At 39.2% G+C, this 23,554-nt stretch carries 21 protein-coding genes; 8 read left to right on the top strand and 13 right to left on the bottom strand.

What is annotated here, in order from left to right; all coding sequences use genetic code 11:
- Positions 1-29 precede the first annotated feature (29 nt).
- Complete coding sequence (locus tag ON073_RS11730; protein ID WP_274762070.1) at positions 30-2,546, bottom strand: zinc-dependent metalloprotease; 2,517 nt, start codon at positions 2,544-2,546, stop codon at positions 30-32.
- A gap of 173 nt (positions 2,547-2,719) precedes the next feature.
- Between ON073_RS11730 and ON073_RS11725 the strand changes: the two genes are divergently transcribed.
- The 4 genes from ON073_RS11725 (at position 2,720) to ON073_RS11710 (ending at position 8,037) form a co-directional block, all read left to right on the top strand.
- Positions 2,720-4,795 (top strand): S9 family peptidase, encoded by a 2,076-nt coding sequence (locus ON073_RS11725; RefSeq protein WP_274762069.1) that lies wholly within the window; start codon positions 2,720-2,722, stop codon positions 4,793-4,795.
- 1 nt (position 4,796) lies between these two features.
- Entirely contained in the window at positions 4,797-5,387 is a 591-nt protein-coding gene (locus ON073_RS11720; RefSeq protein ID WP_274762068.1) for a DUF938 domain-containing protein, read from the top strand.
- Between the two features lie 129 nt (positions 5,388-5,516).
- Positions 5,517-6,824, top strand: a complete 1,308-nt coding sequence (locus ON073_RS11715; protein WP_274762067.1) for an alpha/beta hydrolase — start codon at positions 5,517-5,519, stop codon at positions 6,822-6,824.
- A 127-nt stretch (positions 6,825-6,951) separates the two neighbouring features.
- Positions 6,952-8,037, top strand: a complete 1,086-nt coding sequence (locus ON073_RS11710; protein ID WP_274762066.1) for a GGDEF domain-containing protein — start codon at positions 6,952-6,954, stop codon at positions 8,035-8,037.
- A 25-nt stretch (positions 8,038-8,062) separates the two neighbouring features.
- Here the strand turns inward: ON073_RS11710 and ON073_RS11705 are convergent, their stop codons facing one another.
- From ON073_RS11705 to ON073_RS11680, 6 genes are all read right to left on the bottom strand, one after another.
- Complete coding sequence (locus tag ON073_RS11705) at positions 8,063-8,557, bottom strand: YcxB family protein (protein WP_274762065.1); 495 nt, start codon at positions 8,555-8,557, stop codon at positions 8,063-8,065.
- Between the two features lie 6 nt (positions 8,558-8,563).
- Positions 8,564-9,463 carry a prenyltransferase gene (locus ON073_RS11700; RefSeq protein WP_274762064.1) on the bottom strand — a complete coding sequence of 300 codons (900 nt, stop codon included), beginning with the start codon at positions 9,461-9,463 and terminating at the stop codon, positions 8,564-8,566.
- A 10-nt stretch (positions 9,464-9,473) separates the two neighbouring features.
- Positions 9,474-10,238, bottom strand: a complete 765-nt coding sequence (locus ON073_RS11695; RefSeq protein ID WP_274762063.1) for a substrate-binding periplasmic protein — start codon at positions 10,236-10,238, stop codon at positions 9,474-9,476.
- Positions 10,239-10,338: 100 nt separating this feature from the next.
- Positions 10,339-11,610 (bottom strand): hypothetical protein, encoded by a 1,272-nt coding sequence (locus tag ON073_RS11690; RefSeq protein ID WP_274762062.1) that lies wholly within the window; start codon positions 11,608-11,610, stop codon positions 10,339-10,341.
- On the bottom strand, positions 11,597-12,484 hold the full coding sequence (locus ON073_RS11685) for an ABC transporter ATP-binding protein (RefSeq protein WP_274762061.1): 888 nt from the start codon (positions 12,482-12,484) through the stop codon (positions 11,597-11,599). The genes ON073_RS11690 and ON073_RS11685 overlap by 14 nt, the downstream gene beginning before the upstream one ends.
- A gap of 2 nt (positions 12,485-12,486) precedes the next feature.
- Positions 12,487-12,885 carry a GntR family transcriptional regulator gene (locus ON073_RS11680; protein WP_274762060.1) on the bottom strand — a complete coding sequence of 133 codons (399 nt, stop codon included), beginning with the start codon at positions 12,883-12,885 and terminating at the stop codon, positions 12,487-12,489.
- Between the two features lie 66 nt (positions 12,886-12,951).
- On the opposite strand from ON073_RS11680, the gene ON073_RS11675 reads away from it, so the two are divergent.
- Complete coding sequence (locus ON073_RS11675) at positions 12,952-13,272, top strand: DUF4144 family protein (RefSeq protein ID WP_274762058.1); 321 nt, start codon at positions 12,952-12,954, stop codon at positions 13,270-13,272.
- Here ON073_RS11675 and ON073_RS11670 read toward each other — a convergent pair.
- Complete coding sequence (locus ON073_RS11670) at positions 13,269-15,260, bottom strand: winged helix-turn-helix domain-containing protein (RefSeq protein WP_274762057.1); 1,992 nt, start codon at positions 15,258-15,260, stop codon at positions 13,269-13,271. The genes ON073_RS11675 and ON073_RS11670 overlap by 4 nt on opposite strands.
- A gap of 163 nt (positions 15,261-15,423) precedes the next feature.
- On the opposite strand from ON073_RS11670, the gene ON073_RS11665 reads away from it, so the two are divergent.
- Positions 15,424-17,658 carry a DUF5916 domain-containing protein gene (locus tag ON073_RS11665; protein WP_274762056.1) on the top strand — a complete coding sequence of 745 codons (2,235 nt, stop codon included), beginning with the start codon at positions 15,424-15,426 and terminating at the stop codon, positions 17,656-17,658.
- 41 nt (positions 17,659-17,699) lie between these two features.
- Here the strand turns inward: ON073_RS11665 and ON073_RS11660 are convergent, their stop codons facing one another.
- The 4 genes from ON073_RS11660 to ON073_RS11645 form a co-directional block, all read right to left on the bottom strand.
- On the bottom strand, positions 17,700-17,873 hold the full coding sequence (locus ON073_RS11660; protein ID WP_274762055.1) for a hypothetical protein: 174 nt from the start codon (positions 17,871-17,873) through the stop codon (positions 17,700-17,702).
- Between the two features lie 21 nt (positions 17,874-17,894).
- Entirely contained in the window at positions 17,895-18,158 is a 264-nt protein-coding gene (locus ON073_RS11655) for a hypothetical protein (protein WP_010561357.1), read from the bottom strand.
- 93 nt (positions 18,159-18,251) lie between these two features.
- The gene (locus ON073_RS11650) at positions 18,252-20,135 is read right to left on the bottom strand and encodes an ATP-binding protein (protein ID WP_274762054.1); all 1,884 of its coding nucleotides are present in this window, start codon (positions 20,133-20,135) and stop codon (positions 18,252-18,254) included.
- Entirely contained in the window at positions 20,128-21,087 is a 960-nt protein-coding gene (locus ON073_RS11645) for an ABC transporter substrate-binding protein (RefSeq protein ID WP_274762053.1), read from the bottom strand. The genes ON073_RS11650 and ON073_RS11645 overlap by 8 nt, the downstream gene beginning before the upstream one ends.
- 198 nt (positions 21,088-21,285) lie before the next feature.
- On the opposite strand from ON073_RS11645, the gene ON073_RS11640 reads away from it, so the two are divergent.
- Positions 21,286-22,026: a helix-turn-helix domain-containing protein gene (locus ON073_RS11640; protein WP_274762052.1), complete on the top strand. Its 741-nt coding sequence runs from the start codon at positions 21,286-21,288 to the stop codon at positions 22,024-22,026.
- A gap of 53 nt (positions 22,027-22,079) precedes the next feature.
- Here ON073_RS11640 and ON073_RS11635 read toward each other — a convergent pair whose 3' ends face one another.
- On the bottom strand, positions 22,080-22,499 hold the full coding sequence (locus ON073_RS11635; RefSeq protein WP_274762051.1) for an MAPEG family protein: 420 nt from the start codon (positions 22,497-22,499) through the stop codon (positions 22,080-22,082).
- Between the two features lie 94 nt (positions 22,500-22,593).
- Here ON073_RS11635 and ON073_RS11630 point away from each other — a divergent pair.
- The coding region (locus ON073_RS11630; RefSeq protein ID WP_274762049.1) for a GlxA family transcriptional regulator at positions 22,594-23,554 on the top strand (961 nt) is incomplete at its 3' end.

Below are 23,554 nucleotides of genomic sequence, written 5' to 3'. Positions count from 1 at the left end.
TAGCTCGGCTTTCAATAGAATAATACCAATTAAGCTTTCAATGCTTTCTCAATTAGCATATCAAGATAGGCTTTTTGTGCTTTCGCAGCATCTGACGCCCCCCAAGATAGGCTTGCACCTTGAATATCTTGAAGTTGCTTAAATGCAGCAGCTTTTGCCAAATTGTCATGCTTTGATGGCTTGTTGATACCTGCAATCTTAATTAACGACTGTACATACTCAGTTTGTACGTTGTGACTCACAGATGTTGCCGACTTAGCATCAACAAAAATGGCAGCGGTTAAGTCATTTAAGAAGCTGTTCACATCATACTCGTTACCGTACTTTGTAGTGTCCGAAATACGTGTCATTACATTTGGGTGTAATAGCTGAGCTAATACATTCTTTTGCATGCGAAGTACCATAGCGTGGTACTTAGGATCTTCGTTTTTACCGTAATGACTAAAGCCACGGCGTTGGTGCTGCATTTTATTTAGTAGTGGCTCCATTGCTGATAGCGCATCTGGTGCAAATACGAAGCTTGTTAGCACGTTCATAGCCTCTTTTTGTTTCGCAAGAGGTACAGGCGTGTAAGGTTGTGTATTGCTACCTACATTGTCACGCTCTACGTAAACACCGCCTATATAACGTGATACAACGCCTGCTTGAGCGCGGTATTGACCAAATAGCATATTCGCTTTTACAAGTAGCTCTTGATATGACTCACCGTCTTTAAGTGCAGTTTGCTCAAGTTTGCCAAATGTTTGGTTTACTAATTCCATACGATCTTTAGCATAAGCCACAGCGTTTGATGACATATCACCAATCATAATGCGTGGGTCGATATGACGACCTGGTGCACGCATATCGTCGGCATCATTACCAAATGCTAAACCGTGTTCGCTAGAGCGTTTTAAAATTGATTCTAAACGCGCCGCTTCTGCTGCTGCATCAGTTAAACCTTGTGAGTAACCATACTCAATTGCCCAATCATCGTAAGGGCCTGGTTTATCTTGGAAGTAATCGCCTTGTGTCATGCCTTTTGGTGCAATATTCGCAGGCGTGTAGTCCATTACTGAACCGGTTAAAATACCTTGCGTTTTAGCTTTGTCGTGAACTTCTTTTTCATCCCACAAAATAGACGCTTTCATATTGTGGTTTAAACCAAGCGTATGCCCTACTTCGTGAAGAATAAGCATTTTTAAGCCTTGCTCTAAAATTTCTTTCTTCTCGATATCGGTTGTTGCTAGCGAGTTAGCTAACATCATGCCTTGTTGTAATTCATGGCCTTGGCTGCAATGTAAGCCTTCTTGGCTTGCCATCTCATGACTGTGTGTACTTGCTGTAGCAGCTTGGCTGTATAGGCTATCCATCATCCAACGGTTTTTCATAAACACGTATTCAAGCATGATATCAGAGCCTAAAATTTGGCCTGTTAGCGGGTTTGCAAGTGATGGGCCGTAACCGCCAAATGGAGGACGCGGAGAAGATGTCCAACGTAATACGTTGTAGTTAATGTCGCCTGCATCCCACTCGGCATCATCTGGCTGTACTTTTACTTCAATAGCATTTTTAAAACCTGCTTTTTCAAACGCTAAATTCCATGCAAGTACACCCTCTTTAACTGTTTCGCGCCACTCAACAGGTGTGGTATTTTCAATCCACCATGTAATTGGTTCTACAGGCTCTGAAATCGCCGCATTAGGGTCTTTTTTAACAAGGTTCCAGCGATTAATGTAATCTTGGTAAGGTGCCCAGTCGCTAGTTGTCATATCGTCAAACTGCTGACCAAAGTAACCTATACGCGAATCATCTTTACGTGGCTGGTAGTCATTTTGCGGCAGCTCAATAAATGAATGCTGAATTTTCACTGAAACCGTACGCGGATCGGTTACTGATTGAGTGCCTCGAACTGTTGGATTCGCATTTTTAAATACATAATCAACAACAATATCTAAATTATTTGTGTAGTTGCGGTTTGACAAAATGCGCGATTTTTTGTCATCTAGCTTACCCGGGTTAAAACGTTTGCTCGCATTTTTGTCACCAGCGCGTTTCCAAGGAGATACCTTATGCAATGCTTCGCTTTTAAATAACTTATCTACCTTAAGCGCAAACTTGCCTTCTTCTTCTTTTTCAATTTTTAAGCTTGCAAGCACAGCTTCACTGATATTTGCATCGCTTGCTTTAGCAATTGCATTGTTTGGATCGAACTTATAACGCGGTGTTTTACTAATAATATCAATACGGTCAAAGTGACGGCGGAACTCAATTAATTTTGTTTCACGGTATGAACCACGTACATGGCCTGCATCAATAACACCATCAACGGTGTGTGCAAAGTAAACGTAAGGCTTATTTAAGTTTGCTTCACTGATCACCATCATGGTTTCGCCAGTTTTTGTATCTTGGTAAAGATTAAAAAGACCTTCTGAAACGGTTTTTTTCTCTAGCATTTCAGCCAGTGTTTTATCTTTTTTATCGTCTTTTTTCTTGTCATCTTTTGCCAATGCAGCACTGCTAGCAAAGCTAAGCGCCACAGCAAGTGAAAGTAATTTTAATTTCATTGTGTTTCCCTTGGAACATTCAAAGTGAATATTTGCTTTTTTATCAACAAAACAGTCTACCCAATGCAAAAACAGATTAAAAACGTAAAAAGTAACTTAATGTTAACGATGCTTTATTTTGCTAAACTGCGGCTATTATTAATGCTATTCATTTTGGGTTTATAGCTAACCTCATGACAACTCTACGTTTAAACCGTTCCGCAATTGCCCCAATTGCGAATAAAAAAGCAAAAATACTTAGTTCACACAATGTGGAGCGCACTGATAACTATTATTGGATGCGCGATGATGATCGAAGTGCACCAGCTGTGCTTGAGCATCTCGCAGCTGAAAATGCGTATAGTGATGTGGTTCTTAAACCAACGGAGGAGTTGCAGCATCAGCTTTTTGAAGAGCTGAAAGGCCGTATTCAAAAAGACGACAGCACAGTACCGGTAAAGGATGGAGATTATTGGTATCACAGTGAAGTAACAGGTGATGATGAATATGCGCGTCACTATCGCACCACCAGCTTTGCTGGCGACAATAAGTTGCTGCTATTAGATGTGAATACACTTGCAAGCGAACATGAATTTTACGATCTAGGTGAAATTGGCATTAGTCCAAATGACGAGCTACTAGCTTATTCTGAAGACACCGACAGTCGCCGAATTTACACCGTACGTTTTAAGCATATTGCGTCCAATACCTACTTAGATGATGTACTGGAAAACACCGAAGGCCAAGTGATTTGGGCTAATGATAATAAAACAGTATTTTATGTAAGGAAGGACTTACAAACTTTGCTCGGTTACCAAGTATATCGCCATATTCTAGGAACCCCTCAAAGTGAGGACGTATTGGTCTATGAAGAAGATGATCACAGCTTCTATATGGGGCTTGGTAAAAGCCGTGATGATAGTTTGTTGATGATTGATCTTGCCGCGACTGAAACTACTGATTGTTTAGTGCTTGATGCAAATAATCCAATGGGTGAATTTAAACGCTTAATTCCCCGTGAAGAAAATCATATTTATGATATTGATAAACTGGGTGATGAGTATGTTATTTACTCTAATTGGCAGGCAAAGAACTTCAGAGTTTTAACTGCAAATGCTCAAACAGTTAGCCAAAAATCACAGTGGCAAGAGTTTGTTGCTCATCGTACCAATGTGTTGATTGAAGGTATTGAATTATTTACCCAGTTTAAAGTGGTGACAGAACGTGAGCTAGGGCAAATCCGTTTTATTATTCACCCAAAAAATGGCGACAGTTTTGCACTTGCCTTTGATGACCCATGCTTTTTTGCAGGAATTGGCGATAACCCTGAGCCAAATACCGATAAAGCGCGCATTTTCTATTCTAGCTTAACTACACCGAGCAGCTTGTTTGAGTTTGATTTAAACACCGGTGAAAAGTGCATTCTGAAACAGCAAAAAGTGTTAGGCGAATTTGATGCAACACATTATCAGGCAGAGCGCTTGATGATTACTAGCCGTGATGGGGTAGATATTCCAGTATCCTTGGTTTATCGCAAAGACTCATTTAAACAAAATGGTACAAATCCGATTTATCAATATGGTTATGGTGCTTACGGTATTACTATCGATCCTAACTTTTCTGCGCATAACCTAAGCTTGCTCGACAGAGGGTTTGTTTATGTCATTGCCCATGTGCGCGGTTCTGAAATGCTTGGTCGTGAATGGTACGAGCAAGGCAAAATGCAGCATAAGCAAAATAGCTTTAATGACTTTATTGATGTAACTAAGGCCTTAGTTGAAAAAGGGTATGGCGCAAAAGACAAAGTATTTGCATCGGGCGGCAGTGCTGGTGGCTTACTTATGGGCGCGGTGGTAAACCAAGCGCCAGAGTTATACCTTGGTATTGATTGCACTGTTCCTTTCTTAGATGTACTAACAACCATGTTAGATGAAAGTATTCCACTTACTACCAATGAGTATGATGAGTGGGGTAACCCAAATGAGCGTGATGCTTATGATTGGATTAAAGCGTATTCGCCATATGATAATATTTGCGCACAAGACTACCCAAATATTTTAGTCACCACCGGATTTCATGATTCGCAAGTGCAATATTGGGAGCCAATGAAATGGGTTGCTAAGTTGCGAGAGTACAAAACCGATAATAACTTACTGTTATTTAAAACAGATATGGATAGTGGCCACGGTGGCGCATCTGGGCGCTTTAAAAGCTTAAAAGAACGTGCGTTAGTGTTGGCTTTCTTCTTGTCATTACTTGCAGAGAAATAACATGCAGCCCTACTCTAAAGCGTGTGAAAAGAACAAAGAACCGATTTTAGCTATTTTAAAATTGGCCTTTGCAGATGTAGCTCGCGTTTTAGAGATTGGCTCAGGCAGTGGACAGCATGCTGTTCACTTTGCCCCTGCACTACCTCACTTAATCTGGCAAACAAGTGACGTATCGGTTAATCATTCGGGTATGCAGTATTGGTTAGATGCGTTCCCTGCACCAAACTTACTACCGCCCTTGTCGCTTGATATTTCAGAGCCTTGGCAAATTACTCAATACGATGGCATATTTACTGCCAATACCTTGCATATTGTTAACTCTCAACTTGTCGAAGCGTTTTTTGAAAAAGTGAATCGTTTTTTAGCGCAAAATGGCACTCTCTGTATTTATGGGCCATTTAACTACAATGGCCAGTTTACATCAGACTCTAACGCTGAATTTGATCAATGGTTAAAAGTAAAAGACAGCACTCGTGGTATTCGTGATTTTGAATGGATTTGTCAGCTTGCAGCAGATGCTGGGCTTGAATTGATTACCGATCACGAAATGCCAGCAAATAACCGCTTGCTAGAATTTATTAAGCGCAACTAACGCTCCACATCGATTGTATTACTTACATTGTTTACATTCGTATAAGTTATTAGATAATTTTAGATCAGCTTATCTTGTAAATTGAGGTAGTATTTTGTTATTCCAATAAAAATCGAAAAGGTTGGTTTGATGAGTAACGTATTTAAAAGATTAGGCATTTTGCTACTTTTTATAAGCAATAATAGCTTTGCAAATTGTTTATCCCAAAGTACAGATGTTAAATTAATCAACCAGGCTATTGCTGAGGGTAGTTATCGATTTTTAGTTAAATCTGACGTTGCTAAAGTACTGGATTTATCTGACCTTACTTTTAATGATTACTTAACTCAAACTGAGCAACAAATCATTGCGCTTAATCCGCGAGCTAATTTGCCCTGCCCAATTAACAATTATGTTTTAGCCCAGCAAAATATTAGCTCACCAAGCATTGCTGATTTAGTAAAACCGTATCAATTAACACAACCAAATAGCCAAAAAGTAGTGGTGCTATTTCATGGTTTAACCGATTCACCATACAGCTTCCATGACTTGTCTGCGTTTTACCATCAACAAGGTTTTAATGTACGCACAGTACTATTGCCAGGTCACGGTACCGCTGCTGAGCACTTACGCTATGTTGATTACAAAGACTGGCAATCGGTTGCAGCGTTTGCAATTGAACAGTCATTTAATGATTTTGAGCAGGTTTACTTAGGCGGTTTTTCAACGGGTGCAGGCCTAATTTTGGACTATATGCAATCGCGCAAGTCACTCGATAAAAAACTTGCTGGCGTGATGCTCTTTGCGCCTGCTACAAAAGCTAAAAACTCAATGTCATGGCTTGCGCAGTACATTGATTATATTCCTTTTTTAAATTGGCTCGATAAAGACGCTGATGTTGATTTTGCCAAGTATGAATCGTTTCCGATTAATGCGGGCGCGCAAGTACATTTGCTAATGAATGAGGTGTATCCGCTGACAAAACACCACACCACGCATGCTGTACCTATGTTTGTTGCTGTGCCTGAGCTTGATATGACGATTGAAACTAGTGCAACACTTGATTTATTAAAGCAGTGGCAGCAAAGAACGCCTTCACCACTGACTTTAGTGTATTACGGTGAGCGCAATAATTTAGCCGCGTTCAAGGCTTTTGATAAGGTAAAGCTAGTAACACCACAATGCCAAACAAAGTGTGACACGCAAATTCAAATGGCGCATACCGCGTTACCAAATGCTGCTGAGAATGTGCATTATGGTGAAAAGGCAGGTTATCGAAATTGCGGCCATTACTTGGGTGATTTAGCAAAATACAATGAGTGTAAAGTGGTGAGTGGTATTCATGCATCTGAAATTACGCCATCAGCAAAAGAACAACATACAAGTTTTAAGCGATTAACCTATAACCCGTATTACGCGCAGTTAACCGAAGAACTTGCTCTATTTTTAAATAACTAAGCAAGTTGGGTGTTTAGTTAACGCTTTTTATACCCTTTTTCGATCCATAGATTAGACTTAAAGCTAACAGTAAAAAGCAAACGCTTGGTTTACTTTACGCAACTTTTTAAAGATAAAAATAATAACAATGCAGCATAATAACTCACATAGAACAGATTGGTGGCGCAACTTTATTGAAGTTGATGGTTTACACAGTGCTGAACTAAAACGCCGAATTTTTTCGTTTTTGGCAATGTCAGGTATTGCCTTAGTGGTGTTTTCAGGGCTATTGCTAGCAAATTTTCAAACCTACCCGTGGCTTTTGAGCATTACTTTATTGGGCGCACTCATTGCCGTATTTATTAATGTGGTGATTTACTTTAGTACTCGGCAACTTAAGTATTGCAGTATCGGCATTGCGCTTACGGTATTGCTGTTAAGTATTTTGTTGGTTTATACCGGAGGCAAAGAAAACACCGCGCTTTATTGGATTATGTTTTACCCTGTTGTGGTATTTACCATGCTAGGTGTGCGCTCGGGGCTTTTACTAACGGCGCTTGCGCTAAGTGCGATTGTTTTTCAGCTATATGGCCCTGATTTTGGACAGGCAAACTATGGTCAAACTGAAAAATCTCGCTTTCTATCAGGTTTTTCGTTAGTGGTGTTATTTGCTTTTATAAGTGAGTATTTCCGCGATAAAAGTCACCAAGCAATAACCAGCATTACTTATAACCAGAAACAAAAAGCCAATACCGACGCGCTTACAGGCTTACCAAATCGTCGTTTTATCGATGCTATCTTATTAACCAAAATGGAAAGTGCGAGCTCTGAATTTTTACCAATGACGGTAGTTATGTGTGATGTTGATCGCTTTAAAGCAGTTAATGACAACTATGGTCATGATATTGGTGATAAAGCACTCATGCATATTGCAAAGTTGATGCAAAATCAGCTGCGTTACTCTGATGTAGTGGCGCGTTACGGCGGCGAGGAATTCATTATTTGTTTACCGCATGCATCAATGCGTCAGGCAGTGCAAATAGCCGAAAAACTAAGAAAGAATATTGAAGACCACCCGGTTAATCTGGATAACGGCGAGCAGCTTTCACTTACAGCGAGTTTTGGTGTGGCTGAAGTACATTCAGTAGTTGCGTTTTATAATGCGGTAAAACAAGCTGATGAGGCGTTATACAGCGCAAAACGCAATGGACGAAATCGCGTTGCGACAGCATAAAAAAGCGAGCTATTAGCTCGCTTTTTTAATGAATAATATCTACTTGATAAACCGCAAGGTGCTCTTCAATAAAACGCTCTGTTTCTGCAGGCATAAAGGCTTTCGAAAGATAAGTTTGTTGGCCTTTGTAATTAACAAATATCATGCCTTTTGGCGTGTGAATGATTTCTTTGATCTGATCCCATTCAAGTAGCGATTCGGTATACGGGTTTTTACTTTCAATGCCATCATCATTCATGGTGATGGTAACGGTTGAATTTGACGCCCTGCTCCACATTTGGCGCGCCAACCACCATGGGCGGCGGTAGTAAAAACTAATAAACTCTAAAACACCTAAACCAACCATAATATAAGGTGCTACGCCACCCATATCAGTAAAGATTATTAATCCCATGCCAATACCGATAAAACTCCCAGCAAAACCGTATTTAGGTGATTGATGTGGGCTGTGTGGTAGCGATTCATCAAAACATTCTTCAAGGTAATTTTTATCGAGTGTAAATTGGTAACTAATGGTCATTGGTATTTAACTTTTACTCATAAATAAAGCGAGAGATAACATCAGCGGAGTTAAGTTTGCCGCTGCGGCAACTAAGCCCATGGCGGGCAAATGCTGCGCAATATTATCGCCTAAACGGTACAAGTATACCAAGGAAATCAAGCAAAGTCCGAGCGGCAGCAATGTTATCAATGCAAGTGTTGGCAATAAATTACTAGTAACGAAATAGAGTAAACAAGCGATGGCAGCGAATAAAGAAAGGGCAAATACCTGTCTGGCAAATGTAACGCCATAACGAATCGCAAGGTGGTTTCTACCAACGTTTTTGTCTGCTGAAATATCAGGAAACTGATTCATTAGTAATAAATTGTTGGTAATTAAAAATGGCACTAAGGTGATAGCCAACAAAGAAAAATGCCATTCACCAGTTTGCACCACAAATGCCCCAATTGGCATTAAAACAGCAAAACCAAGGCCTGGCGCAATAAAACAGAGCCATGGGTGCTTATTTAAGAAATTGGTATACGTGATAACAATAAGCAAGCCTAAAACACCTATCGGAATAAGCGACACACCAACCGTTACAATAAAAAATACGCCAATGGCTAACACTATTGAAACCGCAACAATCGCTAGTTTCTTAACATAGGTGGTTAAATGTGGATGCTGTTTTAATAATCCACTGCCGCCACTAAAAGGTGTGCGATTAGTATTTAAGTCTAAGCCACTTTGAAAGTCTTGATACTCATTGATGGTGTTAACTGCAATTGCAGCAAATGTTGCACCTAAAATTGACAGTGCCGCAAACAGAAAATTAATGTGAAATCCAATATAATTACAATAGGCTAAGCCAACAAGGCAAGATAAAGGTGCTAAGGTGAGAAATGGTGGTCTTATCGCCGGTAGTGTAGCAATGTAGTTGTTCATAAGACAACTCCTAATGTAGTTTATACTCTTCCTTAAGTGCTAAATGCTGTTCTTTTAACTTATTTAAACTGCTTTGAAATGCATGCACGATTTCGTCAGGTGTATCTTTGCTAAACGCAATGTAATCATCAATCACGTTAAGTAATAGAATACGTTGAAATTGTTCTGTGCCAAGCTTTCTTTGACTTATCGCTGCATTTAATCCTGATTTAGAAATTGCCATTAAATCAACTCGTTTTGCTTTAAAAAGCGCTAAGGCATCATTCATGCTTTTGGCAGCGATAATTTGCTCGGCTGGAAAGTCTGTTTCGTTTATTAAACTTTGCGTTACATCGTTACGAATTACCGCGAGGGATTTGTCATAAACTTGGGCGATATCGGTAATTAATAACTGTGAATCTGGCTGCGCAATAAGGTAGTACTCAGCTGTAAATAATGGCCCTACCCACTTAAATTTTGCTGCACGATCAGCAGTTTTGGACATGGCAAATAGTGCAGTATTAGTTTTATGAGTGATCTCTTGATAACCGCGCGCCCAAGGTACCACTAAAATTGGCTGTTCGGTGATTCCTTGGTCTTGCCAAATAAGCTTTAACATATCGACAGACAAACCAATCAGCTTTTCGTTGTAGTAATAACTAGAGGGTGGATAAAGCTCGGTATAATAAGTGATTGGGTGAGTTTTTTCAGATGCAGTAAGTTGTGTTGTCAGCAATAAACAACCAGCAAGTATTACTAACCAATATTTTAAACTACAAAAACGAGAAAACTGCATTGTACTACATAAATCATAAGACCTTTTTCTACTCTAGCTTATTGAATTCATGAGAACAATGCATTTAATTTATACAGTTTTGACCTAGCGCTAGGTTTCTTTAATTTATTATTCGCTCAAGCGGTTGTCGTGTAACAAACTGCTGGGTGAAATAACGAATCAGCCCCGCTGTAATAAATACCGCAATACAAATCAAATAAATACTAAGCTGCTCACTAACGTAATGAACTAAACCAAAAATACCTATTTCAAAGCCACAAATTACGGTGAACAGTAAAATGTTTTTCGCATTAATGCAGCCGTTAAAGAATATTAATAACAGCGGTGCAAATGCTAAAAATAGAACACTTGCAAAGAGTGTTAAAAACGTAATTTTAATTGCTGAATTAATGTCTTGGCGAAACAGCATAACGCCTAAAATAGCTAACAAAATAAATAAAGTATTTCTTATTACCACTTTATCAAAGCTATAAATAATGCCTTTAATCACGCTTTGCTTATCAGCAAAAGTGTGTGCAATGGCTTTTAGTTGATGTTTAAGCTGCGAAAACTCCTGATAAACTGGAAACTGACAACCTACAACTAGCGAGAGTAATAAGAAGCTGATTAACAATTCGTTATCGTTGGTTGCCAATACAAATGCTAAAATTGCTGCAAAGTAACCTCCTAGATAGCCCATTTTTGTTTGTGGATAACACACAGACCAGGCGATATCTTTGTTAAATGATTTTTTAAATTTAGCGGTAAAGGTTGCTAACTTCCCATTCCACCACATCACTGATTGGCGATCTGTTAACATCATTGATTTACTGCTCATTGAAGAACGTTTTGATGAGTTAAATTCTGCGTAAATGACGTAGCAGCAGCTTGCTATGATGATTAATTTAGCTACCTCATGAATTGTTTGAAACATCATGGCAATGAGTAGCGCCGAGCATGCTAAGTTGCGTAAGATATTGTATTTCAAAGACGATGAACTGTTCACAAACAGGCCAATAATTGCAAAGCTGATAGGCAATACAAGGTAGTGCAGCGCGACTTCACTGGCAAATGTAATATAAAGACTCATACATAGCGCGCCTATTACAGTTACTGTCAGTCCTGCTTTCAGAATGGAATACCGATACACCTCGTTAGTGACCCAAAGGTAATGTGCTTTTAACTTTTGCAGGCCGATACCCAGCATAAAACCCAAAAATAATGACGGTAAACAAGTCATTAATAAATACGTTTTAATATAGCGAAAGCTTGATGGATCAAGCGTTTTTTGATGCCATAATACGCTAAACACAACGGATAGAATCAATAAAAATGGCAAGGCTATTGTGCCACTGCGCATTAAAATCCATGCATTTGATTTAAACAAATTCATTGGCCACCTCTAAATACCAGTCTTCTAAGTTCATTGGTTGAATGGTGGCGTCTAATCCATAAAAAGCGCACCACTCTTCAATGGGTTTTTTCAGAGGTGCAATAATGCTGGTGGTTGTTGTTTCGCCAAATTGTTGAATCTTACTAATACTGGCATCTTTTTCTAACAGATTGGTTTTAGTGCTATTGGCAAAACTGAGCTTGGCAATGCTTGCTTTTAATTCGTCTAACTCATAGTAATGACGGATTACACCAAATTGCAGTACTGCTACACGATTTGCAACACGTTCTAAATCCGACACTATATGGGTTGAGAAAATCACCGTGGTGCCATGCTCACAGCATAAATCAATCACTTCTTTTAAAAATGCACGGCGCATATTAGGGTCTAAGTGTGCAACAGGTTCGTCTAAAATAAGAAGCTCTGGTCGTATTGATAATGCTTGCACAACATCGAGCATTTGCTTTTGGCCGCCAGAGAGCTTACTGATCACTTGGTCATCACTGATACGCCAGCGTTTTAGTAGGGTTTCACAATAGGCTTTATCCCAACTTGGGAAAAATTGGCAAATATAATCAAGGTATTGCGACACCTTCATCCAATCAAAGGCAGAGCTAGTTTGTGCAACATAGCCTATTTTTTGTTTTTGGCTTTGTGGTAACTCATGCCATGAGTAGCCCCACAATTTGATTTCACCTTGCTCTAGCTCACGCAGACCCATTATCGATTCTAACAGAGTACTTTTACCAGCGGCATTTTTACCTAATAAACCTACAATATCGCCTTCGTTTACTTGCCAATTCAATTTATCGAGAACACGTAAACTGTTATAAGATTTTATGGCTTTTTCTATAGTGATTATGGGCTGTGTCATTTTTACGTCCTGTTGCTAAGTGCCGAAAGCGAATCTTGAATTAGTGTTATTATTGCATCGTCAGAAAGCTGATTTTGCTTCGCTAATTGAATAAACTCGTCGCGTTTAGCAAGTAGCGACTCACTGTAATTACTAATGTTGTGTTGCTCTGCCACCAGCATGCCTATGCCTTTTCGCCTTTCTAAAACACCTTGTTGCTCCAGCTGCGAAAATGCTTTTGAAATGGTCATGGGGTTCACTTGTAAGCATGAGGCCATCACTCGCACCGATGGCAATTGTTGCCCCGGAAATAATAAACCCGCACGAATGCCCTGCTTGGTTTGCTCCATCACTTGGCGATAAAGCGCACTCGCTGCTTGCGTGTTTATAGTGTAAATTGCATGGATTAATTCTATGCTCATAGTGTATTAGTAATTTAAAGGTGTATTAATACACTAATACAGTTTAAAAATAAGTCAATATTTAATATGAAATTGTTAGAAACACTTAGCTATCCCGTTGTGATTCATTATTGTGGCGATGATGAACTGGAATATGTTGAAAGCATGGAACAACTCCAGAGCTTATTGGGAAGTTTTGTTTGTGATGATGCACTGATTGATAGCCAAGGTTTTCGCTACCTCTGTTTGCATAATGGCGAGTTTAGTAAACCGAGCGCATTTGAATTAGCTGAGTTTGAGTTGGTGCTGCAAAAGCACGCCTTTGCATTGGCTAATTGCTGTATTACTAAAATGCGTTTTACCAGCTTCGCTGAAGGAATCGCATTTGTAAAAGAAAGCCTCGGTTAAAGCGCTTGTTTTGGCTCTGGCGATAAACGCTTAATATCACCTTCTATTGCTTCCATACGGGCAATTGTAAGCTGCTCATATGGGTCAATATCAAAATGCCAAATTAAATTACCCTGCTTTACTAATTTAATATCGCTTGGGTTTGCTAAATCAAGACGCCAAATTTTATCTTGTTTTGACCACGACGACTGCCAATACAGTGCATTGTTTTTGATGCGAATATTATGCAGCAAATTGGTTTGTTCATTACTTAGTTCAGCAAGCTTTTCACCCTCAAGTGATAAATCTGGTTTGCTGAAAAGTTGATGCTCTTGCAATATTAGCCAACGGTTGTTGTGGCTATCGTAATAGGCAAATTGGGCATTTAAGTCGATGCTTTTTAGCAAACGGCCTTGTAAGTCATACAGTTGCACTTGTGAGCCGTCAAAGGCGTACACAGTTTGCATATCATACCAGCCGGTATTTTTTATAGTGCTATTAAGCTCAGTTGTAAACTGCAAAATTTGGCTCTTGCGATCATATAACGCCAAATCCATATCACGATTTGATAACAACATACTTAAATCAGGGCGCCATTCTAAAAACTTAACGTATTCATAGCCTTTGTGATTTGATAAGCGAGTTACTTTATTGTCGGCATGTAAATACACTTCACACACACCACTGCGGCGCGACATAAACGCAGTTTCGCCCAAACTGTTACTCACAGGTAAGTAATCAATGCTTGAGGTTGAGAAAATCGGTAAGTTGTCTTTATCGCGAATATTAACCTGCCAACTCTCAATCGCAGTGTAAATATCGCCATGCTTATCGATAGATGCACTGGTAAATAGGCCTTGAGCAGTGTTGTAAATAGGGTAACTTTGACCATCGCGATGGGTAGCAATTAAGTTATGACGTTGGCTTTCATCGTTACTAATAATTGCGCCATTTTTTGGGTTGTATGCAACAAGCCAAACTGGAAATGACCAGCTTAGGGCTTCTTTGCCATCAAGTGATACTAGCTTGCTGGTGTGATCAATGTAATTAAATAAGAAGTAAACACGATTATCCCAAGCTGAAATTGCACCTTTATATTCAGCTTGCGCAGGGCGCTCAAGCGGCATAGGGATCAGTTCTTCGGTGCCAATACGGTATAAATAGGGTACTAACGTACCTTGTTGTAACACGCTTAAAATCAGCTCGTCATTAGATTTCCATACGGGAGGTTTTGCAGATTCACAAGCGATACCTTGGGCTTTATGGCTAGTAGCACCTTGTGGCGAAATAATTGAAAGTTCGCATCTGTCTTCAATAAATTGCCAATAAGCTAATAATTTTCCTTGATGTTGCCAAGCTGGAAAACCGACACGGTGGGCAAAACTGCGATTAAATAGCATAGCGCCTTGTTTATCTGTGATGGTGAGGGTTTTAATGTCTTTTATGTAAGCCATTAAATCATGCTCACGATGCACATTTACATCAAACTCTAAGCCAAGCTCATAACTCACATCATGTAACTGATAGTGGGGGATTTCGAACTCGGTTTCTTTGCTGTTAAAAAAAGCCCATACGCTAAAGCAAACAATTAATATTGGTAAAACAGCGACAAGAGGATGAATTTTACGCCCGCGCGGTAGGGTTTTAACAGCAGGAGTATCGTTAGAAATTAACTCAACTTCAGCAATAAAACAGTAGCCTTTTTTTGGCACGGTTTTAATAAATTTAGGATTTCGTGAACTGTCGTTGAGTAATTTACGCAGTTTTGTTAACAGCTGATAAAGGCTGTTTTGTTCAACAATGGTATTCGGCCATAAAGCACTTTGAATCTGCTCTTTTGAAATCACTTGCTGTGCATTATTTATTAACATAGCAAGTAATTGTGATACTTGTGGCTCAAGTTTTTCTATCTGACCTGTTTGCCATAGGCATAGCTCATCTTTAGCTGCATTGAATTCAAACTCTGCAAATCTAAATGTACCTTGTTGTGGCTTTTGAGCGTTTTCCATAGCGGTTGAACATGCCTTTTATTGATTTAACAACAAAAATACGGTTTTGCAGATTAAAGTCAATAAATATAAGACTTCTAGCAGCTTTATTAAGAAAAAAATCAGCTTTTTTATCACCTTTTTCTGCTCATATGTAATGCAAATCAACTGCAAATGAGCTGATATGAAAACACCGTTAATTTACTCTTTTACGCTTGTAAGTTTTGCAACAATGGCTGAGCAATCAGCGATTATATTAGATGGCAAACTTTCAGAGCCAGCATGGCAAAATGCCACGCAATACAGCACCTTCTATCAAGTTGTGCCTGCCACGTTATCTGAACACAAAAATAAAGTGGAAGGACGCGTTTATAGCGATGAAAAAGGCATGTACATCGGCATGATGAACTATCAGCCAGCATATCAAAGGCAAAAGCAATACAACCTACAAGATGGCTTTATGCAAGCTGATTTTAACCGCTTTGTGGTTGATTTTTCTGGCGATGGTAGTAGTGCGTATTTATTTGCTGTGACCTTAGGCGGTGGTATTCAAGATGCGGTTCTCACGCCACAATTAGCTACCGACTATGATTGGGATGGTGCATGGCAATCTGCGTTTTATGAAAGCGAAGACTTTTGGTCAATTGAAACCTTTATTCCATGGCACGCCGTATCGTTTCGTCATAAGCAAGATGAAAATGGATATTCACAAGTAGGCGTGTCGCTACAGCTGTATGATTTAGCTAAAAACTATATTTATGGTTCGCAGCAACAAACCACAGGTAACAGCGACTTCTATATTGAAATGCCTAAGGTACAGGTAAAAATCCCGCAAAGCCAACAGTGGGCGTTTGTGCCTTATGCCAGCTACTCAAACAATTTGGTGGCGAATGATGGTGAAGCAAACTTAGGCTTTGATTTAGTGTACAAGCCGAATCACCACCAAAAATTAAGTGTGGCAGTGAACCCTGATTTTGGTCAGGTCGACAGTGATGAAGTGGTGCTTAACTATTCGGCTGTTGAAACACTGAGAACTGATAAGCGTCCATTCTTTACCCAAGATATCAGTGTGTTCAGTATTCCGTCTGAGCGTAATACAAAATTAATTCATACGCGTCGTATTGGTGCGGGCAGTGATGATCAAAGTGAACTTATTACACCAATTGATGTGGCTGCTCGGTTTGTGCACCAAGATGAAAACTTGCAATTGGCAGGTTTTGCTGTTGCGGAAGATAATTTAGATTCAAACGCTGGAAAAGATTTTTATGCAGGGCGTATTAATTACACCCAGCAAACAGCGCAGCAAAACTGGCAAACTGGTGTGCTGGCGACCAAAACTAAGCGCCCATGGTTAGATAGAGATGCCTATAGTTATGCTTGGGATAGTCAGTATCAAAGTGATACTTGGTCAGGTCAAATTGCATTAATGAACACGGATATAACCGATAAAGGAGTAAGCACACAAGGTACTGGGTTATCGCTTAATGCAAAGTACCAATTTAGCGTAAACACATCAATATCAGCTAATTATTTAAGACTTGATGATAGTTTTGATAATAACGATTTAGGTTACAGCGAACGTAATAATTGGCGTGCTAGTGAAATCAACTTTAGTCATGCTATCAACACTGACAATAAGTGGTTTAACCGTGTACTACAAAAAGCCAGTATTAATTATCACACTGATGATAACGGCCTAAAACTCACTAATAACCCGCAATATTTAGTGAATTTAAACTTAGAAAATGGCGGCCAATTTGAAACCGTTATTAATTATTACGCTGGTGCATGGCACGACAACTTAGGTTATGGCACGGATGCGGTCTATGTTGATGATAATTGGACAACGCGTTTTATGTATATTAGCCCATATACAGGCATGTTCAGCTGGGCGGCAAGTTATCAAAACGATCAAGAAGGGTTAAATGGCCGTGCTGATCAGTACGCGATTGATTTAACCTTAATGCCGCATCCAAATTGGCGCGTTGTATTTAATAATTATTTTCGTACCGGCGATGGTTGGCTGGTTGCTAATCAGCACAATATGATCACTGAATATGATCGAGACTATTACGCCAACTACATCAAAATATCTGGTTTGATAATGGATAACTTAGAGTTTAGCTCGACTTTCCAGTGGGCGAGCTTAAAAGCGAAAAGTAAGGATGTTTACCGTGTGTTTGAAGGTGGTTTAATTTCGCAACATAGCGATACCAGTTTTGATGATTCACGCTTTAATTTGCAACTAAAACTGCGCTACAAAATGGGGGCGTATTCTGATGTGTTTTTGGTTTATGGCCGAGGCGGTAACGAATTTATTGAACGCGATTTAACGAAAAACCGCTTTGCAACTTTAGAAAACAGCTGGCAACAGCCAGACCAGGAATTTGTAACCTTTAAAGTACGATACCTTTTTTAACTAAACTTTTTAGCTAACAGTAAAGCAAAAACCTAACTGCCCTAGGTTTTTGCTTTTTTCTTGCCTCTTACAAGTTTTATCCAAAATGCTAGTTCAAATAACACACCTAATATAATTACCAAAAATGTACCACTTTGAAATGAAACTGTATAAAAGAAAATTGCAGTAATAAGCAGCGCCGCTAAAATTAGGTAGTGGGTAACAGTAGAAAACATGTCGATTCCTTGAATTTTTTCTTAAGCGTTGGCTTTAAATAGCAACTGATTTTGACCCGCTGACTTTAAATAAAAGCGAATTTCTTGGCCTAATCGTGTTGTTACCTGGCTGATAATAAAATCACCCATTTTTTCTAGCTTAGCTAAGTAGTTAGTGCGATTTTTAAATGACTGCTTAATTAAGGTTTGCTTTTGTCCGTTGATATAAAGCTTTGCATCCTGCTGATCATTCTTTGTTAAGCGTATTTGCTGTCCAGCTAACACTAATTTATATGTTTTAAGCATAATGCCTCCTTAATTCGTTAAGGCTAGACTAAGCAAAAATTAAAAACGATGAGCTTAAAAGTGTTTAAAGGCGATATGGGGTGATAACTGGTTTTAATCGTGGCGTTTTGCCCACAGGTTAACTTTGTTATGTAACTCTTTTTCCACTAATGGCTTAGATAGAAAGTCATCCATCCCTGCGGCTAAGCATTTATCTTTGGTTTCGCTTTGATTGCTTGCGGTAAGAGCAACGATGGGTGTGGTAATACCCATTTGGCGGATTTGTTTAGTGGCATCAAAACCGTCAAGTTCGGGCATTAAACAATCCATCAAAATAATATCAAATGTGCTTTCTTTTGCTTTGGCAACGGCTTCAACACCATTGTTGGCAGTGGTTATGGTGTGACTGGCTAACATTGCTTTTGCAATATGTTGATTTAGTGGCACATCATCAACTAATAAAATATTAGCGTTTTCGACTCTAGTGAGCTCACAATCAGCTTCAGTGTTAATAATCGGTTTTTCAGCTTCATCGCAGGGCAAGGTCACGACAAAACGAGAACCTTGACCTAATTTACTGGCGACATTTATGGAGCCGTCCATTTGCCTAACAAGAGCATTGCAAATTGCGAGTCCTAAACCTGTGCCACCATACTTACGTGTGGTACTGGCATCTGCTTGGACGAATTTGGTAAATAAAGAGTCAATTTGTGATTCACTTAAACCAATACCTGTATCGACGATGGTAATGGTTAGAATATGTTTGCCGGGAGCGTTACTTTTCAAATCAACAGACACCGACACTGTGCCTTTTTCGGTAAACTTTATTGCATTACTGATTAGGTTAATCAGTACTTGCTTAACACGTACATCATCAAGCGCTAAGTAAATGGTTTGCTTGGTATAATTAGCAATAATACTAACGTCTTTTTCCATTGCTGAGGCATTAAACATATCCACTACATTTTTCAGCATTTGGTTAATTTCACAAGGTACAGGGTGAAGTAATAATTTGCCTGCTTCAATTTTTGAAATATCTAAAATATCGTTAATCGTTGCTAATAACTGTTGTCCTGAGCTTGTGATTACATCGAGGTGTTGCTGTTGTTGCTCTGTCATTTTTGTTTTACCAAGCAAAGTCGCAGTACCTAAAACGCCGTTGAGAGGTGTACGAATTTCATGACTCATTACAGCAAGAAAGTCCGACTTGGCTTGCATTGCCTCTTGGCTCTTGTTGGTTTGCTTTTTTAACGCGGCTTGTTTCTTTAACAAATTTTCTATTAAGGCGTTATAGGCATTTACTAGTTCGCCAATTTCGTCGCTGCGTTTTAAATCAACTTTTTTAGGTTTGCGAGACTCAATACCCGCACGAATTGCATTGAGCAGTTGATAAATCGGCACTATTGCTTGCGAACGGATGGCGTAAATACTTAGCGCCATAGTGATTGAAAAACCAAACAGTGCAGCAAAAAAGATGTATTGATTAGAAAGAGAAATGTAATTGCCTAGCTGCTTAGTATTAATTACTAATATAGCCACCATGTCTTCAACGGCGCGGCGATCTTCAGATACAGCTTCAAAATTAGTTAGGTAGATAAGCTGTTTATCAAAATAGTAATAATCGGCTGATTGATTGAAGTTGAGGTTATTAAGCAGATGACTGAATTTAAAATGCGAAGAGGTAAATGATTCACCAACAAGTTCACCTTGATTGCTAGCTAAAATAATACCTGAGTTTGCACGCGCAATTAATACGTGGTCTACAGCATCATTAGCACCTATGGCACTGGTAATACGTTTAAAATTTGCCGCACTAATACGATTGGCAGTAGCAACAACAATGCTTTCAACAATCAACTCAGCTTCATGTTTGAGCATTGCCTTAGTTAGTTGTGTTGCATTTTGTTTATTAAATAATACGAGCCCTGCCAAAACAGCAATATAAACTATGCTGAGAAATAAGGTGATGCGTTTACCAAGCGTTAATCCTTCAGTCACTTAGTGTACCTATTTTTAAATACTGCGGAAGCTGTGTGCAATCAAATTCAATGCTGTTTGTGTCATTAAGAACATCACACACTTGCTGCATATTGTGTTTTAATCCCTGTTCCGATAATAACGTTTTTTGCTCGGCAGCCGCTAATATTTTTAAGTCTGTGAGTGCTGCCGCAAATTCATCCTCATTAATGCCTTCACGTTTTGCCATAATGCTGTTCGCTTCAAGAGGGTGCTTTTCGGCGTAATCTAATGCTGCTTGCCACACTCGATGAAAGCGGTTTATCCAAGTTGGGTCTTGCTCTAATAATTCACTCGATACTGTAACCACATCTAAAATTGTTTCGGGAATACTACGCGAGTTAAAAACCATTTTTACATCATGATCGTTTTGTAAAATATTGGCATAGGGTGGATAAGTGACGTAGGCATCAATAAGGTCTTTATCAAATGCTTCAGAAGCATCGAGCTGCTCAATGTTTAGCATTTCAATGTCGTTTAAGGTCAAATTATATTTTACTAATGCTTGATGTAAAAAGAAGGTGCCTAAAGAGCCAAGCTCAACACCGACGCGTTTATTTGCAATTTGGCTAAAGTCGGCGATATTTGGCTTTGCTAAAATCATATCACCCCCATTTGAGTAGTCTGCAACAAGTACAATTGAAATTTGCTTTTGGTGCTTTGCAGCAAGGGTGACGGCTTCAATCATAGTGCTGGTCATAGCATTGGCTTTGCCTTGTCGGAAATAACGTTTAACTTCTGCTAGGGAAGGCGCTTCAATAATTTCTACATTTAATCCTTCTTTTTCATATAACCCTTTTTCTTTTGCAAGATATAAAAACTCGTACCCAGGCCAAGGATTTATTGCCAGTTTAATGGTTGGGTTGGCGGGTTTAGAGCAGGCACTTAGCAGTAAACACAATGTGCCAATTAAAATAGCGTTAATCCGATCCATTTTTAGCCTTCGTCTTTTGCTTTTTTATTTAGTATAGAAAACTTGTTTATAAGTGGTATAAATCCAAGTAAAAATATGAAATTCTTCAATATTCTAAAATATTCAGCTGTTTATTATTCAAGGACTAGCCAAGAATAAGCACGTTAGCAGGCCAGCAACAAGCATTATTAACGTGTTTAACGCATTAAGGAATATACAATGACATTAGGTGAAAAGTTAAAACAGTTAAGGCAAGAGAAGGGGCTTAGTCAGCCTGAATTAGCCACTGAAGCAGGTATTGAACAATCGTATTTATCAAAATTGGAAAATGATAAATCGCTGCCATCCAATGATATCTTACGCAAAATTCTCGCGGCGTTTCAGGTGTCGCTAGCTGATTTAATATCTGACGAATTAGTACAAAAAGACATACAGCGCTTTAAGCAAATCCCTGATGTTGAGCAATATTTGGCTCAGCAGTCACAAAATCAATTTATAAAACGCCGTAATCTATTATTAGCAGCCAGTATTTGCATGGTAATTGCTGTTACGCTTTTCTATGCTGGGAAAAGTAAATTACTGTTTAATGAGCATGTATATCAATATGAGTCTTTGGGAGTGATTTATGACAACGAACCAGACTCAATGTTTACAAGGTGGTCTATAGATTATTTCCCTCACAGATATAACGACAACGCGAGTGAGCAAATAAAACAAGAGTATCAAAAGTTAAAGCTAGAAATCGCAAGACGGTATAATAAAGAATATCAACTTACTTCCAATTACTTAGGTGAGCAATACAGGCAACAAGTGGATGGTGGGCGCAGAGTTTATAAATACACTGGCACCGTTGGTTTCGCTCAAACAAGATCGATCAATGGCTGGCTACAAATTTTGGGAGTTTTGTTATTTTCCATAGGCATTATGGGCTTTGTACTTGAAAGGCGGTTGTTTAAATAGCGCGATATAAAACTCGAAAGCACTTAAAAGACATTAAGTGCTTTTGATAACAGTTAGAATAAACGACTTATTAAAAAAGTAAGCCACATAAAAAGCAGTAATAAAGCGCTTAAGCCAAAAGCAATGGTGCGCCTTTTTATATTGCGGGCGCTAAGGTGCTCGACCGAGTGCCAAATACGCAATGCTACATAAAGCCATGCAGCAATAATCCATGCTATACCTTGAATGGTATTGAGTGCCATAAATGCTAACAACACAATAAACAAAATTGGCTGTTGAAACTGATTATCATAACTGCGTCCCGCTAATAAAATATCCTCTGGCATTGCACGGTAATCCAAGTTTTGAACTATTTTGTAATCTAGCTGATTATTGCAAACCGCTTTTATGCGCTTAGTAGCGGCATAAATCAGTAGTATGAAGGTGTGAAGCACAATGGCTAAGATCGGTCCGTAAATCCAAATGGTGTGCATAAAAACTCTCCTATTTAACGTTTGCAGCCTAGTTTAATAGGTAAAAGCTTGCTATAAAGTGTCTTAACTGACTAAAAAAGGTTAAATAAAGACAATGCACAAAATAGGTATATTGATTAATCAGGGCGTGATGGCAACAGCAGTAACGGGCGTGATTGATGTGCTCAATGTCGCAAATAGCATTTATAAAAAGCGTACTGGCGCAAATGCAGATGCGTTTAGTTGGCAGCTAATTGGGGTCGATAAAAAATACGTCGAGTCGAGCCAAGGTTTAGTGTTTAAAGCCGATGTATGGCTTGAAGAAACCAGCGAATTTGATGTTGTTATTTGGCCTGGTAGTCAGTACCGCAGTGACCAAGAGTTATGGCAATTGTGTAAAAGCTTAACGCCTTTTCATCCGCATATTAAAAAGCTTGCTGAGAGCGCTGAACTTGTGATGTCAGGGTGTACAGCAGTACCGATGTTAGCGCATACCGGCTTACTAAAAGAGAAAAAAATCACCGCTAGCTGGTGGCTAGATAGCTTTTTTCAACGTCATATTAAAGGCTGTAAACTCGATACCAGTGAAATGCTAAGACTAGACGGCAAGTTTCTTACGTGTGGTGCAACATCGAGCTTTTTGCTATTAACTTGGTATTTAGTGCGCCATTACTTAGGCAAAGATATAGCCGATACTGTGGCGCGTTATTTACTGATCGATACTGAGCAAGTAAAACAAAGTGCGTTTTTTGCTTTGAATGATTTACCTGAACATAACGATAGCGAGATGCGACAACTGGAACAATGGATAAGTGATCATTTAGAAACCAGCATTGATGTTTCAACCATGGCGTATAAGTTGAACATTAGTGAGCGTACATTAACGCGTAGATTTAAAAAGTTATTGGGCGTTGCGCCAATGCAATATGTGCAAATAGCCCGCATAGAGCGCGCCTGTGGTTTATTAAAAACAACAAATAAAACGGCGCAGCAAATAGCACTTAGTTTGGGTTATCAAGATGATGCAGCTTTTCGTAAGCTGTTTATCAAGCATAAAGGCATCGGCATGGGTGAAT

Origin of the sequence: Pseudoalteromonas sp. G4 (genome assembly GCF_028875915.1) — a bacterium.
GTDB lineage: Bacteria > Pseudomonadota > Gammaproteobacteria > Enterobacterales > Alteromonadaceae > Pseudoalteromonas.
Note: the sequence above shows the minus strand (reverse complement) of the source record. Positions and strands in the feature narration are given on the sequence as shown.

Excerpts from the sequence above, each read along its gene's own strand:
- ON073_RS11730 (WP_274762070.1), bottom strand. The coding sequence starts at position 2,546 with ATGAAATTAAAATTACTTTCACTTGCTGTGGCGCTTAGCTTTGCTAGC.
- ON073_RS11725 (WP_274762069.1), top strand. The coding sequence starts at position 2,720 with ATGACAACTCTACGTTTAAACCGTTCCGCAATTGCCCCAATTGCGAAT.
- ON073_RS11720 (WP_274762068.1), top strand. The coding sequence starts at position 4,797 with ATGCAGCCCTACTCTAAAGCGTGTGAAAAGAACAAAGAACCGATTTTA.
- ON073_RS11715 (WP_274762067.1), top strand. The coding sequence starts at position 5,517 with ATGAGTAACGTATTTAAAAGATTAGGCATTTTGCTACTTTTTATAAGC.
- ON073_RS11710 (WP_274762066.1), top strand. The coding sequence starts at position 6,952 with ATGCAGCATAATAACTCACATAGAACAGATTGGTGGCGCAACTTTATT.
- ON073_RS11705 (WP_274762065.1), bottom strand. The coding sequence starts at position 8,557 with ATGACCATTAGTTACCAATTTACACTCGATAAAAATTACCTTGAAGAA.
- ON073_RS11700 (WP_274762064.1), bottom strand. The coding sequence starts at position 9,463 with ATGAACAACTACATTGCTACACTACCGGCGATAAGACCACCATTTCTC.
- ON073_RS11695 (WP_274762063.1), bottom strand. The coding sequence starts at position 10,238 with ATGCAGTTTTCTCGTTTTTGTAGTTTAAAATATTGGTTAGTAATACTT.
- ON073_RS11690 (WP_274762062.1), bottom strand. The coding sequence starts at position 11,610 with ATGAATTTGTTTAAATCAAATGCATGGATTTTAATGCGCAGTGGCACA.
- ON073_RS11685 (WP_274762061.1), bottom strand. The coding sequence starts at position 12,484 with ATGACACAGCCCATAATCACTATAGAAAAAGCCATAAAATCTTATAAC.
- ON073_RS11680 (WP_274762060.1), bottom strand. The coding sequence starts at position 12,885 with ATGAGCATAGAATTAATCCATGCAATTTACACTATAAACACGCAAGCA.
- ON073_RS11675 (WP_274762058.1), top strand. The coding sequence starts at position 12,952 with ATGAAATTGTTAGAAACACTTAGCTATCCCGTTGTGATTCATTATTGT.
- ON073_RS11670 (WP_274762057.1), bottom strand. The coding sequence starts at position 15,260 with ATGGAAAACGCTCAAAAGCCACAACAAGGTACATTTAGATTTGCAGAG.
- ON073_RS11665 (WP_274762056.1), top strand. The coding sequence starts at position 15,424 with ATGAAAACACCGTTAATTTACTCTTTTACGCTTGTAAGTTTTGCAACA.
- ON073_RS11660 (WP_274762055.1), bottom strand. The coding sequence starts at position 17,873 with ATGTTTTCTACTGTTACCCACTACCTAATTTTAGCGGCGCTGCTTATT.
- ON073_RS11655 (WP_010561357.1), bottom strand. The coding sequence starts at position 18,158 with ATGCTTAAAACATATAAATTAGTGTTAGCTGGACAGCAAATACGCTTA.
- ON073_RS11645 (WP_274762053.1), bottom strand. The coding sequence starts at position 21,087 with ATGGATCGGATTAACGCTATTTTAATTGGCACATTGTGTTTACTGCTA.
- ON073_RS11640 (WP_274762052.1), top strand. The coding sequence starts at position 21,286 with ATGACATTAGGTGAAAAGTTAAAACAGTTAAGGCAAGAGAAGGGGCTT.
- ON073_RS11635 (WP_274762051.1), bottom strand. The coding sequence starts at position 22,499 with ATGCACACCATTTGGATTTACGGACCGATCTTAGCCATTGTGCTTCAC.